Raw genomic sequence first — 16079 nt, 5'->3', positions numbered from 1 at the left:
GAAAGTGGTAAGATAGCTGCTTTAAACGGAGCAAGAGCTGGGTGGAATTTAAGAACTGTACGAGTATCATTTTCTCCAACCTCTTCTTCGTTGTAAGCATCGCATAAAAATGCTAAAAGAACACGGTCTACCCCTACAGATGGTTCGATACAATATGGGATGAATTTTTCATTTGTACTTAAGTCTTGATAAGTTAAATCTTGACCAGAGTGTTCCATATGTTGTTTTAAGTCGTAATCTGTTCTTGAAGCAATACCCCAAAGTTCTCCCCAACCAAATGGGAATTTGAACTCGATATCTGTAGTTGCATTTGAATAGTGAGATAATTCTTCTTGATCATGATCACGAAGACGGATATTTTCTTTAGTCATACCTAAGTCTAATAAGAATTTCTCACAACTGTTTTTCCAAGTTGTGTGCCAATCTAATTCTGTTCCTGGTTCACAGAAGAATTCTAATTCCATTTGTTCGAATTCACGAGTACGGAAGATGAAGTTACCTGGTGTAATTTCGTTACGGAATGATTTACCAATTTGCCCAATACCGAATGGTAATTTCTTACGCATACTACGTTGAACGTTTTTGAAGTTAACGAAGATACCTTGTGCTGTTTCTGGACGTAGGTAAATTTGGCTTGTAGAATTTTCTACTACACCTTGGTTTGTTTTAAACATTAGGTTAAATTGACGAATGTTAGTGTAGTCATGGCTACCACATTCTGGACATTTAATGTTTTCACGATCGATAATAGCTTCTAATTCTTCAAATGGAAGACCATCAACTACTACATCCTCATTTTTTTCGTTGAAATAGTATTCTTCGATTAATTTATCTGCACGAAGACGTGATTTACAAACTTTACAGTCCATCATAGGGTCACTGAAGTTACCTACGTGGCCAGATGCTTCCCAAGTACGTGGGTTCATGAAAATAGCTGCATCTAACCCTACGTTATACGGTGATTCTTGAATGAATTTTTTCCACCATGCTTTTTTTACGTTATTTTTTAATTCTACACCTAGTGGACCGTAATCCCAAGTATTAGCTAATCCACCATAAATTTCAGATCCTTGAAATACGAATCCTCTATTTTTTGCTAGAGATAAAATTTTCTCCATTGTTGTTTCCTCCTTATTAATAAAAATATAAAAAGCCCTAGATATGCCGAAGCACATCTAGGGACGAAATAATTTCCGCGGTTCCACCCTGATTAGTAAAAACTCAACTTTAACAATATTAAATTGTATTTAACGCCAATATTGTTGCTGAACTCTCACCATCATCAGCTCGCTTACTTACTTTACATTCTATCACTAAATTTATAAATTTTCAAGTTAAATTCATAAAAATATCATGAATACGTTCACTTCTTAACGATAGATTATTTAAGTTAGATTTTCATCTTATTATTTTCATCATTATATACAACTTTTAATCAATAAGGTTGTACTCAGTATTTATAGATGTTATAATAGAAAATGATTAAAATTTAATAAGGAGGGTCTATGAGATTTTCATTAACTCGTGGTAATGTTAACCACCTACTTCTTAGTGGAATTATTTATATATTAGCAGTATTTGTTATTCCACTTCAACTCCCTCGAAACATTAGCGTTGATAATCGTGTAACTATTGTGTTGTTTTTATCTTTAACAGCTACCTTTATTCTTGGTTATATAGCAAGAAAAGGAACTAACGATATAGATAGACAACAGTCAAAATACAACTTTATCACCCTATTTGCAATTGGAATTATTGGATTTATTTCGATGATGTTGCTTCAAGGTATTTTGAACGGTTTGTTAGTATACCTATCAAACTTTTTCAACTTTCCTACTAAAAGTAAAAACACAAGTAACGTCGTTGAAGTATTAAAATTAAAACCATACTTCATACTATATGTAGCTGTACTAGGACCAATAATGGAAGAATTATTCTTTAGAAAAGCAGTATTTGGATATTTTTACGATGCAATGATAGGTAGTAAAAAATGGATTAGATTCACTATTCCTGCATTAATCACAGGAATTATATTCGCACTACCTCATGACGGTTTCTCACCAATTATGATTGTCTATATCGGTATGTCATTCGTATTTTCTTATCTATATTTACATACAAAAAGAATAATTACACCTATCGTAGCTCATATTCTAATGAACAGCTTAGTAGTTCTAGTGCAATTTTTCGTAAATTAGGAGGTAAATATGTCATCAAAAACTTGGTTATCGTCTAACTACTTTTTACAATTTTTAGTAACGGGTACTTTTTTACCATTCTGGATGGTATATCTGACTTCTGTAAAAAACTTAAGTGTTCTAGAGGCCAGTTCGATATTCTCAATGTTGTATTTCGCTAGGGTTATCAGTGGTATATTTTTAAGTCCGTATTTAATAAAAAAATACAACTTAAATATTACGATGAAATTATCTGTTGCTTCAGGTCTTATCCTTGCGATAAGTTATGGATTCACAAACGAAAAGATATTATTAGGAATTATCACATTCCTATTCGGATTAATTTACTTTATGATTAGTCCACTTGTAGAAGGTTTAGCTTCTTTATTTTTACGTGAAGAAAATATTGACTACGGGAAAGCAAGAACATACGGATCACTTGGATATACAGTTGTTGGTATATTTATCGGAGGAGTATTGGGTTATGTAGGTAATGGAGCACTATATTACATACTTATATTTTTAGTAGCATTATATTTAGTATTTATGTTCCTACCACAGCCTAAATTGGTAAAAAACTTAAACTTAGATAATAACAGTAACAACGATAAAAAAGAAAGCCTATATGGCTGGGTATTAAGAGATAGAAATGCGATATTGTTAATAGCAACTATTTTCTTTTATCAACTTTCTCACACAGCATACAACAATTATAACGCTATATATTTAGAAAGTATGAATATATCAGCTAAATGGTTATCAGGAGTAATCTTAAACGTATCAGTTATAGCAGAAATAATCTTCTTTATCTTTTCGAAAAGATTGGTAGATAAAATAAAACCAAAAAATCTATTGGTGTTCGCGGGAGTTTGCGCCGTGATACGTTGGTCAGCCTTAGCAACTTTCCATAATATCTATGTATTTACAGTAATGCAAACATTTCATGCAATAACATTCGCAGTTGCACATATAGCATTCATATTAATGCTAAATAGAGATTACAACAACAAAGAGATTATAGATATGCAAAATCTATATACAGCGATTTGTTTCCAACTAAGTATGGCTATAGGATTGTATATTATGGGAGCACTGTGGGATATTAGTACTTCATACGTGTTCTACGCATCAGCAATTATCGCAGCTATAGGAACAGTAGTTGCAACGAGATTAAAAGCAAAAAGATAAAAATAAATGACCTTGAAAGTTCAGATTGACTGAGTTCAAGGTCATTTTTGTATAGGTTTTAATAAATAATTCGGAGAATGGTTTATAAATACCAAACTCCGAATTTTTAATTATCTACGAAGAATTCTCTTCACTAATTTTATTAGTTTGAATTTCAACGGATTAGGATAATAGCGGAATGTTCCCATTTTTCTAACAACATATCCATTGAAGTTTTGCTTAAATCGTAACACTCCATCAGTCCCATCAAAAATTCCTTGAATACCCAAGAAATTATACAATGGAATACCTCTTTTTATAGATTCTAGCATTACATATTCTTGTAGTAATGTTGGAGAATAAAATTTATTAAATTCTGTGTACGATCCACTAAATAAATATGTACTCTCCTGTCCGCTATAAATGAATAAGCTTCCTGATAGTACTACTTCTTCTTTTCCATATTTAGAAATAAAACCTTCAGCTTCTTCTATACGATTATCATATGTTTCAATCTCACGATTTAATTCTTTTGATAATCGATTAAACTTAGCTGATTTTTTCTCTCCAGGATTTTCCTCAATAAGTTTTTCTAACTTATCTACAATTGTTTTTTTATTACTTTGAAGATTCAATAAATATTCCTCAAAATTAATAGTAGCAATCATAAACTCCGCATCTTCTCCAAAACTATCATAGAAATCTTCATAATATTCTAGGGGTTTATCACTATAATCACGTCTATTACTAGTAGAAGCTGTGATATCTTTAAATATTTGTAGTTCATCTCTTTCTAGTTTTCTAACTTTAATACCGAAACTTTTGGCTTTCTTTAATAATTGTTTTCCTTTTTTACCGAAAGAATTAACTAGAGTTTCTTCTGTTATTCCTTTCATATCTTTTACATAATGCCAATCTGGTTCACCATCTGGATAACCAGTTGTTAAACCATCATGCGTATAACCAAGTTCTACTAATTCTCTAACGAAATGTTTATTTTCTTCACCGATAGGTTCACCATCACTGTTAAATTCTTGATATGTGTTATAAGGTTTAACTATTAATTCTATTACCCCTTGTTGTTTAGCATAATCTTTTAAACCATTATAAAAATCCTTTAACTTAGATTCATCAGTATATATCGGTCCAGATTTCAATTCCATATATAATCCGCCAGCCATAGGTTTGCTGAAGACAATACTTGAAACTAGAGTTTCTCCATTTTCTTTCCAAGCAACATACTTTATCGTAAATCCTCTTTTCTCTAACAAATTAGCCATTGGTACTTTTTGTATAAAAGATGCACTATCTACAATTTTCGTATGATTATTAAACTCATCTTGAGTTATTATCTCAAATGACATAAATTACCTACCTTACTATATTTTTTAGTATATAAAATTGGGCAAAACTTTTAATCAATAAAAATTTCAACTTCACTTTGCCCGTTATAGTTTATTAATATTTTAATAATTTAAAACTAAGTTCAATAAACTACTTTTCAATATCTTATTCAGTACAATTTACAATGATCTTAACCGCTATAGTTTACACCATCGCTACTAATTGTATCATGCATACTTTTATATTTCAACAAAAAAGAGATTAATTAATATATTATTTACGGAAATTTAATACTAATAATTACTTATATTGAATAAATCCAGGAATGAAGTTATCTCATATCCTGGATTCTAATTATATTTTATAATAATAAAAAAAGGAGTTTGAAATCAAACATCCTTTTTTATTTTACGTCAGTATTATTTAGCTGCGTGAGTTTTTGGTAAAACTCTGTTAGCTTTAACAGGACCGTTCATTACTTTACCATCTTTAGTAATAGTTTTAAGAACGTTACCTTTTTGGTCTTTAATCACAACTGAACCATCTTGTTTTTTCTCAACAGTTACATCTTTACCAGTTTGGTTTTTGATGTCTTCAGCAATACGTGTTGGGTTTGGTTTGTTATCTTCTACACCAGTTTTATCGTTCCAGTAGTTACCTTGACGAACTGCTGCTGCTCTGTATTGTTCTTGTAATTTTTGAACATAGCGGTTTTTAACAGTGTTGTAGATTTCATCAAATGATCTACCTGCAGTAGCTTTTGCAGCTGCAACTTTAGCTTCTAAAGCTTCTTTTTTAGTAGTGAAGTCGTGTCCTGAGTATCCAGAATCTAAGAATGCTTTTAATTCTGCTTGAGCAGCTTTAAGAGCTTGACTTCCTTGTTGATCAAATTGTCTTTGAGCTTCAGCACGGATTTCAGCTTCGTGAGCAGCTACTTGAGCATTTGCTTCATCAGCGATGTCGCGTTCAGAAACATATTTTTTTTGAGTTAGTTGGTTTGAGTTACTTGCATTTTCACCTTGAGCTAAAGCAAGAGGAGCAACTGTAGTAGCTACTAAACCAGCTGATAATACTGATAATAATACTTTTTTGTTCATAGTATTACATCTCCTTTACATAATTAATATTAATTTTAATACAATCGTATTCGTATATATAGATATTATATTGAGTTTTGGAATAAAAGTCAAGTTGTTTTCTTAAGTTTTTTAAGATTTTTTGTTAAAATTAGGCATTAAATAGGTTTTTTTCTATTTCATTACTATTTTCATATAACATTTAGTTGACATATTTACCTGTAAATATAACTTAGGTAAATAATTTTAACATGACAATTTATAAATTAAATAATTTATTAAATCACCTGTTATTCTTTATACTTACTATACTAAAGAACTTCTTAAATAAGCATTAACTAGTTTATGAGTTTGTTCTACTGAATCTATGTGCGTTCTTTCATAAGAGTGACTTGACTCTATTCCTGCACCTAATAATGCATGTTTTACTTCTGCCCCTGCTCGCATAGCTGCCGAAGCATCACTTCCATAATATGGATATATATCTAGTTTGTATTCTATTCCATTTTCTTTAGCTAGACTCACTAAATGATTTCTGAACTCATAATTATATGGACCACTAGCATCTTTTACACAAATAGACACTGTATATTCATCAGTTTGTTGATCATCACCCATTGCACCCATGTCAACTGCAAGGTACTCTACTGCTTCTTTCGGAAGACTTGAGTTAGCTCCATGCCCTACTTCTTCAAATACACTGAACATGAAGTGTGTTGTATATGGAAGTTCAACATTTTCTTCTTTATATCTTCTTAATAAATCTAATAATATAGCTGCACTAACTTTATCATCTAAAAATCTACTCTTAATGAATCCTGTATCTGTAACGATGGTTCTAGGATCAAAACTAATGAAATCTCCTACGTCAATTCCTAATTCGCGTGTTTCTTTTTCGTTAGTTACTTTGGCATCTAATCTTACTTCCATATTATCTTCTGTGCGTTCTACAGTGCCCGCATCTCTATATACGTGTGTGCTAGTTTGATGAACTAAGATTGTTCCACTTACAGTTTTTCCTGTACTTGCTACATGGACAAGACAGTTTTCTCCTTCTATCATGTTCCAAGGATAACCACCGACTTTAGCTAGTTTAAGTCTTCCGTCAGGTTTTACCGCACGAACCATAGCGCCTAGAGTATCAACGTGAGCAGTAACTACACGATGTTTAGAATTATCTTTACCTAGCACTACTACATTTACTCCACCTTTATTAGTTCTTATTGAATTGTAGCCAAGTCTTTCTAATTCTTCTACTAAGTAATCAGAGATTTCTTTAGTATAACCAGTAGGTGATACTATACTTGTTAGTTTTTTTAAATAATTTATTGTTTCTTGCATTGGAATTCTCCCTTCTATAAAAAAAGACCCATGCAAAGCATGAGTCTTAAAATATGTTTCGTAGTTATTATGCTTTGTTTCTTGAACCGAAGATATCGATTTTTTCGTGAACCATAGCTTTAATAGCTTCAAATCCAGGGTTTAATAATTTACGAGGGTCGAAACCTTTAGGTTTTTGATCTCCACCTTCTTCAATGTATTTACGTGTAGCTTCAGCAAATGCTAATTGACATTCAGTGTTAACATTAACTTTAGATACTCCTAGAGAGATAGCTTTTTGGATTTGGTCAGTTGGGATTCCTGAACCACCGTGTAATACTAATGGAATTCCACCAGTGATGTTAGAAATTTTTTCTAATGTTTCAAAGCTTAATCCAGCCCAGTTTTCTGGGTATTTACCGTGGATGTTACCAATACCTGCAGCTAGGAAGTCAATTCCTAAGTCAGCCATTGTTTTACATTCGTTTGGATCAGCTAATTCACCGCTACCGATAACTCCATCTTCTTCTCCACCGATTGAACCTACTTCACACTCGATAGAAATACCTTTAGAGTGAGCTAAAGCGATCATTTCTTTAGATTTAGCGATGTTTTCTTCGAATGGATAGTGAGATCCGTCGAACATTACTGAACTAAATCCAGCTTCGATAGCTTTTTGAGTTCCTTCGTATGAACCGTGGTCTAAGTGTAATGCTACAGGAACTGTAATTTTCATTTCTTCTACCATAGCTTTAACCATAGCTGCTACAGTTCTGAAACCAGTCATGTATTTAGCTGCTCCTTCACTTACACCTAAGATTACTGGACTTTTTGCTTCTTCACAAGCTGCTAAAATAGCTTTTGTCCATTCTAAGTTATTGATGTTGAAATGCCCTACAGCATATCCTTCTTTTCTTGCTTTTACAAGCATGTCTTTTGCTGGTACTAATACCATGTTGTTTGTCCTCCTTAAATAACTACTTACTATATATTATAATACTACACTTTTTAGAAAAAATAAACTATTTTCTTCTATAATTTTCAATTAAGTGTAATATTTATTAAATTTTAACATATTAATTCTTCTATTCTTTGGTATCACAAGCTTTTGTTGTTAACGTATACATCATTAACTTCTTAGTTTTTTCAAATTCCAACCTAAAATTTCATAATCAAATTTCTTAAAAATTTTCATTTATTTAATCTATTTAATTTTTTTCTCTAAACTAAGTTCTTATACTAGTACACCTTTAATTTTTTAAAAAATCACCCCAAAATTAGCTGTTTAAACTAATATTTGAGGCGATATATTATACTTTATACTATTTGTCTAATTTAGACATAGTCTCAACCATATACTCAGGAATTTCTGTTTCAAAATATAAATGTTCTCCTGTAATTGGGTGGTTGAATTCGATACTTTTTGAATGAAGTGCTTGTCCATTAGTATTTAATGTTTTTCTCGGCCCATATACTGGATCGCCTACTAATGGGTGGTTGATGTATTTCATATGTACTCTGATTTGGTGAGTACGTCCAGTTTCTAGTTCACATTCGATAAGTGTATATTTCTCAAATCTATCTACTACTTTAAAGTGTGTAATAGATGGTTTTCCTTCATCGATAACAGCCATTTCTTTACGTTCTTTTGGATTACGAGCTATTGGAGCATCAATCGTTCCATAGTCATGTTTTATACTACCATGAACAAGAGCATAATATTTTCTCTTAACATCTTTATTCGCAATCATCTCAGATAATTTAACGTGTGCTTTATCATTTTTCGCAACGATTAATAAGCCTGAAGTATCTTTATCAATTCTGTGAACAATTCCTGGTCTAATAGTTCCATTTATACTTGAAAGTTCACTGTGGAATAATAAGGCATTTACTAATGTTCCATCTTTGTGTCCTACTGATGGGTGAACAACCATACCTTTAGCTTTATTTACAATAATTAAATCATCGTCTTCATATACAATATCAATTGGAATATCTTGTTTTACAACGTCTAATTCTTCGGGTTCCTTGTATTCAATAGTAATAACATTACCTTCTTTTAATTTATAATTTGTTTTAATACTATTTCCATCTACTTTTATATAACCTTCAGAAATTAAGTTCTGGATATTTGTTCTAGAAACATCTGTTAATTCTTGTTGTAAAAATTTATCGATTCTTTCACTTTTCGGTGAAGTATATATAATTTTTTGTGTATCCATTACTTCCTCCTTTTTTCATACTATACTATCTTAACATATACATTCAAAAAAACAAAATAAAATATAGTAGAATTGTTTTAAAATATGATACTTCTATAGTATTCCAATCTCAATATTCTTTAAATAGTAAAAATTAATCAATTTCTATCACTTCCACTATTCTCCTATCTATATTATAATGTTATAGAAAGAATTAATTAACCTTTTGTGTGAGTTACTTTATTTTTACAAAATTACTCACAATACTACTATTAAAAAAGGAGTGAATTTTTTGGAAATTAATAGATTACATGTAGATTTTGATCTTCAGAGTAAATACGAACCTAAAGGCGACCAGGTGAATGCTATTGCCGAACTTACTGAAGGTTTAAATAAAGGAGAAAAATATCAAACTTTACTTGGTGCTACTGGTACTGGTAAAACTTTCACTATAGCAAATATCGTGAAAAACGTAGGTAAACCTACCCTAGTTCTTGCCCACAACAAGACACTAGCAGGACAACTTTACAACGAGCTTAAAGAATTTTTCCCGAACAACCGAGTTGAGTATTTCGTTTCATACTACGATTACTTCCAACCAGAAGCATATGTTCCATCAACAGATACTTATATAGAAAAAGATTCTTCTGTGAACGATGAAATTGATAAACTTCGACACAGTGCAACATCATCTTTATTCGATCGAGATGATGTAATTATAGTTTCGAGTGTCAGCTGTATATATGGTTTAGGGTCTCCAGAAGAATATTCTTCTCTAGTGCTATCATTACGAGTTGGCGATGAAATTAATCGTAATAAAATAATGGAAAAACTAATCAGCATTCAATATATGAGAAATGATATCGAGTTTACTCGTGGTACTTTTAGAGTTCGTGGTGATGTTATTGAGATTTTCCCGGCATCTCGCAGTGAAAATTCGGTTCGAGTAGAAATGTTTGGAGATGAAATAGATCGTATCCGTGAAATTAATCCACTTACTGGGGAAGTGCTAAGTGAACTTGAACATATTGCAATTTACCCTGCCAGTCACTTCGTAGCTGGTGATGAAAAAACTAAAGAAGCTATTAAAAGGATTCGAGCTGAATTAGAAGAAAGATTAAAAGTTCTTAATATGGAAAACAAACTTCTAGAAGCTCAACGACTTGAACAACGTACTAACTATGACCTTGAAATGATGGAAGAAATGGGATTTTGTTCTGGTATAGAAAACTACTCTCTTCACCTTACTCTTCGTGAACCTGGTAGTACTCCATACACACTACTAGATTACTTCCCAGATGATTGGTTACTAGTAGTCGATGAATCACACGTTACTCTTCCTCAGGTTCGTGGTATGTTTAACGGAGATAGAGCTCGTAAACAAGTTCTTGTTGATTATGGTTTCAGATTACCTACAGCTCTCGATAACCGACCTTTAAACTTCGAAGAATTCGAGAAGAAATTAAACCAAGCCATTTTTGTATCAGCTACTCCTGGGGACTTCGAATTAGAGCATAGTACTAAAATTACTGAACAAATTATTCGTCCTACAGGTCTACTAGATCCGATTATCGATATTCGCCCAGTTAGCGATCAAGTCTTTGACATAACTAAAGAAGCTGAGAAAATTATAGCTAAAGGAGAACGCGTTCTAATAACTACTCTAACTAAAAAAATGGCAGAATCTCTTACTGCCTACCTGAAAGAGAATGGTCTAAAAGTAGAATATCTACATTCAGATATAAAAACTTTAGAACGTACTGAAATAATTAGAAATCTTCGTCTTGGTAAATTCGATATTCTTATTGGGATTAACTTACTACGTGAAGGTTTAGATATTCCTGAAGTTTCACTAGTAGCTATTTTGGATGCTGATAAAGAAGGATTCTTACGTGGAGATAAGGCTCTTTTACAAACTATTGGTCGTGCAGCTCGTAACGCAAATGGTCGTGTAATCATGTATGCAGATAACATTACTCGAAGTATGAGAAAAGCGATTGATGAGACGAACCGTCGTCGTGAAATTCAAATGGCTTACAACGAAGAACACGGAATCACTCCTCAAACAATTATAAAAGATATTCGTGATTCAATAAGCGCTAAGAAAGAAGTCGTTAAAGATGATGAAATTCTTGAACTTGAAGAAAGTGCAAATATCAATGATGATAATATCGAAGAACACTTAGCAGAATTAGAACAACAAATGTTCGACGCTGCAGAAAAATTTGAGTTTGAGCAAGCTGCGAAGCTTCGTGATACTATCGCAGAACTTAAAGAAAAGTATAAACTTTAGACAATAATTTTAAAGAAGCAACAAGATTAATTTGATTAATATAAAATCAAATATACTTGTGCTTCTTTTTATTATTCTTAAGTGTTTTAACTTTTTAAAAAATTTATTCAATATATCTTACAAATTTATTCTACTTTTAAATTTTTATGATATAATAAGGTATATTAGTTTTGTATCGTATTCATAAAATAATGAACATTACTAATTTAGTACATGTGTAAATCGATATTTATACATTTCAATTAAAGACAAAAACAATTTTATTTCTTAGGAGATTAAAAAATGACAAAACAAAATATTGGAATTATTTATGGTGGAAAAAGTGCTGAACACTCAATTTCACTATTAACAGCAAAATCAATTATTAACGCAATTGACAAAGAAAAATACAACGTATTCCCTATCTTCATCTCATTAGAAGGTAACTGGGCTCGTGGTGAACAAATTACATCAGAAATAGCTGATCAACATGACCTTATTTTTTCAAACTTTGATAATGACATCAGCGGATTATTATTTGAAGATGGACGTAAATTCGATATCGTCTTCCCAGTTCTTCACGGACCAAATGGTGAAGATGGAACAATCCAAGGTTTACTAGAAATTATGGATATAGCATATGTAGGTAACAATGTACTTTCAAGTGCTGCTGGTATGGATAAAGTAATTATGAAACAATTATTCGCTGCTTATGACCTTCCACAACTTCCATATGTTCACTTTATCGAGTATACATGGAAAAATAAAAAAGAAGCTATTATTAATGAAATCAACGAAAATCTTAAATATCCTGTTTTCGTTAAACCTGCAAACCTAGGTTCATCTGTTGGTATTAGCCGTTGTAATGATGAAGCTGAATTAGTTAAAGGTATCGAAGAAGCCCTAAAATTTGATAAAAAAATCGTTGTTGAACAAGGTGCTGTTGGAGCTAAAGAAATCGAAGTTGCAGTTCTTGGTTACAATGAAGTAAAAACTACTGATCCAGGTGAAATCGTAAATATATCTTCAACAGAATTCTACGATTATGAAACTAAATACACCGACGGACAATCACGTATGGATATTCCTGCACCAGTAGATACTACTCTATATCCTAAATTTAGAGAAATGGCAGCTACTGCTTTCCGTGCAATCAGTGGTTCTGGCTTAGTACGTGCTGACTTCTTCTACACTAAAGAAGGAGAAATCTTCATTAACGAAGTAAACACAATGCCTGGTTTCACACCATTCTCAATGTTCCCTTCTCTATGGGCAAACATGAATGTAAGTTATTCTGAAATTATCGAAGAATTATTCAAGTTAGCTGTAGAGCGTTACGAAGATCGCAAAAACTTATTAACTGAAGAATAGGATAAGACATGAAATATTTAGTTAAAGATTTAGAAAAAATATTAAATGCAAAAAAAGTAAATATCACAAACGATACAGAAATTACTGGTATAGCAATCGATAGTAGAAAAGTTAAACAAGGGGATCTATTCATCCCCTTCTTAGGTGAAAATGTAGATGGTCACAACTATATAGAAAGTGCTTTTGAAAAAGGTGCTGCAGCAAGTTTATCTTTAAAAGATGACTTCATTTCTGATAATAACATTATCTATGTTAATGATAGCTACGAAGCTATTCAAACTTTAGCAAAACATTACTTAGATAGCCTAAATGCTAAAACTATCGCAATCACAGGTAGTAACGGTAAAACTACTACAAAAGATATAATTACAAGTGTGTTATCAACAAAATATAAAGTTCACAAAACACAAGGTAACTTTAACAACGAACTTGGTGTACCATTAACTATTCTTGCTGCACCAGAAGATAGTGAAATACTAGTTCTTGAAATGGGAGCTGATGGATTCGGTCAACTTGATTTCTTATCTAAGATGGTTGAACCAGATTATACAGTAATTACTAATATTGGTGAAAGCCATATTGAATTCTTCAAATCACGTGAAGGTATTGCTAAAGCTAAATTCGAAATTACTAACGGAATGAAAAAAGACGGATACTTTGTTTATAACGGAGATGAAGTTCTTCTAAAAACACTAGTAGATTCATCAGATATTAATGCTACTTCATGTGGTGAAAATAGCTATAACGATATTATTTTAGAAAACTACACTATTACTCGTGATAAGATTGATTTCAAACTTAACATCAGCGATGAACAATACTTCACAAAATTAAAAGGAAAACATAATCTATTCAACATTATGTTCGCAACTGCAATCGCAAGCAAAATTGGATTAACTAATGAAGAAATTCACAAGGCTATCGAAAATACTGTAGAAATCACAGGAATGCGTCTACAAAGTATCCCTTACAAAGAAGACTCACTAATTATTAACGATGCATATAATGCAAGCCCTACTTCTATGAAAGCTGGAGTAGATGTCGTAAGTAGCTTCGATGACTTCGATTATAAAACATTAGTATTAGGAAGCATGTTCGAACTTGGACCAAATGAAGTTAACTATCACGGTGAAGTTGGTGAATATATTTCTAACAACACTAACGATATTGATTTAGTAATTAGCGTTGGAGAACTAGCTGAAAACATTACTAAACAAATTAAAAACGACAAAATAAAAACACTACACTTCCCTACTACTGCTAAAGTTAGTGAATATTTAAAAAATAACAAACATAAAAACGAAGTTATTCTATTTAAAGCAAGTCGTTCAATGAAATTAGAAACGATTATTGAAGAGATAACGAAGTAACAGAAAAAAACAAAGGATTTACCTAAAATTAAAGTAAGTCCTTTTATTTATTCTAGTCAGAACACAATAAAAATTGATAATTTCTCAAACAAAAGAAGTAACTCAAAACTATATCAATTCTGAGTTACTTCATGATCATGGTTTTATTTAATTATACTAGTTATAGAATCCTGATACATCATCACTTAAATCAATTAGGATGTTTTTCATTTGTGAATAGTGTTCTAGTATTACTTTGTGAGTTTCACGTCCAATTCCTGATTTTTTGTATCCTCCAAACGGTGCGTGTTCTGGAATTTGATTATAAGTATTAACCCACATTCTTCCTGTTTCTACTCTACGGGCAATATTTAAAGCACGAGTAATATTTGTAGAGAATACTGCTCCTGCAAGTCCGTATTCACTATCGTTAGCTTGAGCAATTACTTCTTCATCTGTTTTGAATTTAATAATTACTGAGACTGGTCCAAATACTTCTTCTTGTGAGATACGGCATCCATTGTTTACTCCAGCGATTAATGTTGGTTTAACGAATGCCCCTTTATCACATCCATTTTCTGTATAACGCTCACCACCAACGATTACTTCTCCACCTTCTTTTTTAGCTATTTCGATATAATTAACAATTTTTTCTGCTTGTTTTTCATCTATTTGGCTACCCATTTGTGTATTTGGATCTAGCGGATCACCGATTTTAATTTTTGCAAATTTTTCTTTTACTTTTGCTACAAAATCATCATAGATTCCTTCTTGTACGAAAATTCTTGAACCTGCGCAACATACTTGACCTTGGTTGAATAAAATACCTAATTGCACCCCATCAAGTGCTTTTTCAATATTAGCATCATCTAAGATAATGTTAGCTGATTTACCTCCTAATTCTAATGTAGCTGGAATTAGTTTTTCTGCAGCTGCTACAGCAATTTTCTTACCAATTTCTGTAGATCCTGTGAATGCAAGTTTATTTAATCCTTGATGATTTTTTAGGAATTCCCCTGATTTACTTCCTCGTCCTGTGATTACATTTAATACACCTTTCGGTAACACATCTTGAATTAATTCTACGAATGTTAATAAGCTAAGCGATGTAATACTTGATGGTTTTAGGACAATTGTGTTACCTGCAGCTAGTGCTGGTGCAATTTTCCAAGCTGCCATTAAGAATGGGAAGTTCCAAGGAATAATTTGTCCTACTACCCCAATAGGTTCCCTTAAAACTAAGCTTAGGAATTTTTCATCTAATACTGTTGCTTGCCCTTCATCAGCTAGTATACATCCTGCAAAGTATCTAAAATGTCTTGCACTGAATGGAACATCTACATTTAATGTTTCACGAATTGGTTTACCGTTATCTAATGACTCTACCGTAGCTAATAATTCTGTATTAGCATCAATAATATCTGCAATTTTGTTTAGTAAAGCTGCACGTTCTGATACTGTTGTATATTTCCAAGTTTTAAACGCTTCTTGTGCAGCTTCTACTGCTCTATTTACATCTCCTTCTGTTGCATCTGGGAAGTTTGCTAAGTATTCAGAATTAGCTGGATTATATGATTTTAATACTAATTTATCTTCAGCATCTACCCACTCCCCATTAATAAACATTTTAAAATTTTCTTTTTTTAATTTAGTCATATTCTTTTCTCCTTTGTTTTTTATTGTAGTCTTATACTATCATTGAAAGAGTGCGTTTACAAAGTATCTGTTTAGGCAGTTTCCCTTGCTATTTAAATAAAATGTTATTTAGAATATTTTTAACAATAATTTAACCTTGTATATAT

12 protein-coding genes are annotated in these 16079 nt (G+C 31.8%); 5 read left to right on the top strand and 7 right to left on the bottom strand.

The window, feature by feature from the left end; all coding sequences use genetic code 11:
• Positions 1-1118, bottom strand: a 1118-nt coding sequence (locus tag PNO30_RS03515; RefSeq protein WP_271987183.1) for a glycine--tRNA ligase, incomplete at its 3' end; no start/stop codon positions are given.
• 387 nt (positions 1119-1505) lie between these two features.
• Between PNO30_RS03515 and PNO30_RS03510 the strand changes: the two genes are divergently transcribed.
• Together PNO30_RS03510 and PNO30_RS03505 are read left to right on the top strand one after the other, a co-directional pair.
• Positions 1506-2198, top strand: coding sequence for a CPBP family intramembrane glutamic endopeptidase (locus PNO30_RS03510; protein WP_271987182.1), 693 nt, complete (start codon positions 1506-1508; stop codon positions 2196-2198).
• A 9-nt stretch (positions 2199-2207) separates the two neighbouring features.
• On the top strand, positions 2208-3365 hold the full coding sequence (locus tag PNO30_RS03505; protein ID WP_271987181.1) for an MFS transporter: 1158 nt from the start codon (positions 2208-2210) through the stop codon (positions 3363-3365).
• Positions 3366-3475: 110 nt separating this feature from the next.
• Here the strand turns inward: PNO30_RS03505 and PNO30_RS03500 are convergent, their stop codons facing one another.
• The 5 genes from PNO30_RS03500 to PNO30_RS03480 form a co-directional block, all read right to left on the bottom strand.
• Positions 3476-4708, bottom strand: coding sequence for an aminoacyltransferase (locus PNO30_RS03500; RefSeq protein ID WP_271987180.1), 1233 nt, complete (start codon positions 4706-4708; stop codon positions 3476-3478).
• Positions 4709-5107: 399 nt separating this feature from the next.
• The gene (gene abpA / locus PNO30_RS03495; RefSeq protein ID WP_271965244.1) at positions 5108-5785 is read right to left on the bottom strand and encodes an amylase-binding adhesin AbpA; all 678 of its coding nucleotides are present in this window, start codon (positions 5783-5785) and stop codon (positions 5108-5110) included.
• 285 nt (positions 5786-6070) lie between these two features.
• Positions 6071-7105 (bottom strand): M42 family metallopeptidase, encoded by a 1035-nt coding sequence (locus PNO30_RS03490; protein WP_271965242.1) that lies wholly within the window; start codon positions 7103-7105, stop codon positions 6071-6073.
• A 67-nt stretch (positions 7106-7172) separates the two neighbouring features.
• A complete protein-coding gene (gene fba, locus PNO30_RS03485; RefSeq protein ID WP_271965241.1) occupies positions 7173-8039 on the bottom strand; it encodes a class II fructose-1,6-bisphosphate aldolase in 867 nt (288 codons plus the stop codon).
• A 367-nt stretch (positions 8040-8406) separates the two neighbouring features.
• Positions 8407-9306 (bottom strand): RluA family pseudouridine synthase, encoded by a 900-nt coding sequence (locus tag PNO30_RS03480; protein ID WP_271965239.1) that lies wholly within the window; start codon positions 9304-9306, stop codon positions 8407-8409.
• 271 nt (positions 9307-9577) lie between these two features.
• On the opposite strand from PNO30_RS03480, the gene uvrB reads away from it, so the two are divergent.
• The 3 genes from uvrB (at position 9578) to PNO30_RS03465 (ending at position 14298) form a co-directional block, all read left to right on the top strand.
• Entirely contained in the window at positions 9578-11578 is a 2001-nt protein-coding gene (gene uvrB, locus PNO30_RS03475) for an excinuclease ABC subunit UvrB (protein WP_271965237.1), read from the top strand.
• Positions 11579-11860: 282 nt separating this feature from the next.
• On the top strand, positions 11861-12928 hold the full coding sequence (locus PNO30_RS03470; protein ID WP_271987179.1) for a D-alanine--D-alanine ligase: 1068 nt from the start codon (positions 11861-11863) through the stop codon (positions 12926-12928).
• A gap of 8 nt (positions 12929-12936) precedes the next feature.
• A complete protein-coding gene (locus PNO30_RS03465; RefSeq protein WP_271987178.1) occupies positions 12937-14298 on the top strand; it encodes a UDP-N-acetylmuramoyl-tripeptide--D-alanyl-D-alanine ligase in 1362 nt (453 codons plus the stop codon).
• A 156-nt stretch (positions 14299-14454) separates the two neighbouring features.
• Here PNO30_RS03465 and PNO30_RS03460 read toward each other — a convergent pair whose 3' ends face one another.
• Positions 14455-15933 carry an aldehyde dehydrogenase family protein gene (locus PNO30_RS03460; RefSeq protein ID WP_271987176.1) on the bottom strand — a complete coding sequence of 493 codons (1479 nt, stop codon included), beginning with the start codon at positions 15931-15933 and terminating at the stop codon, positions 14455-14457.
• Positions 15934-16079 lie beyond the last annotated feature (146 nt).

It is taken from the genome of Gemella haemolysans (assembly GCF_028308085.1).
GTDB classification, from domain to species: domain Bacteria; phylum Bacillota; class Bacilli; order Staphylococcales; family Gemellaceae; genus Gemella; species Gemella haemolysans_D.
Note: the sequence above shows the minus strand (reverse complement) of the source record. Positions and strands in the feature narration are given on the sequence as shown.

Coding starts and splice junctions, on each gene's coding strand:
- abpA (WP_271965244.1), bottom strand. CDS start 5,785: ATGAACAAAAAAGTATTATTATCAGTATTATCAGCTGGTTTAGTAGCT.
- PNO30_RS03490 (WP_271965242.1), bottom strand. CDS start 7,105: ATGCAAGAAACAATAAATTATTTAAAAAAACTAACAAGTATAGTATCA.
- PNO30_RS03480 (WP_271965239.1), bottom strand. CDS start 9,306: ATGGATACACAAAAAATTATATATACTTCACCGAAAAGTGAAAGAATC.
- PNO30_RS03510 (WP_271987182.1), top strand. CDS start 1,506: ATGAGATTTTCATTAACTCGTGGTAATGTTAACCACCTACTTCTTAGT.
- PNO30_RS03505 (WP_271987181.1), top strand. CDS start 2,208: ATGTCATCAAAAACTTGGTTATCGTCTAACTACTTTTTACAATTTTTA.
- PNO30_RS03500 (WP_271987180.1), bottom strand. CDS start 4,708: ATGTCATTTGAGATAATAACTCAAGATGAGTTTAATAATCATACGAAA.
- PNO30_RS03470 (WP_271987179.1), top strand. CDS start 11,861: ATGACAAAACAAAATATTGGAATTATTTATGGTGGAAAAAGTGCTGAA.
- fba (WP_271965241.1), bottom strand. CDS start 8,039: ATGGTATTAGTACCAGCAAAAGACATGCTTGTAAAAGCAAGAAAAGAA.
- PNO30_RS03460 (WP_271987176.1), bottom strand. CDS start 15,933: ATGACTAAATTAAAAAAAGAAAATTTTAAAATGTTTATTAATGGGGAG.
- PNO30_RS03465 (WP_271987178.1), top strand. CDS start 12,937: ATGAAATATTTAGTTAAAGATTTAGAAAAAATATTAAATGCAAAAAAA.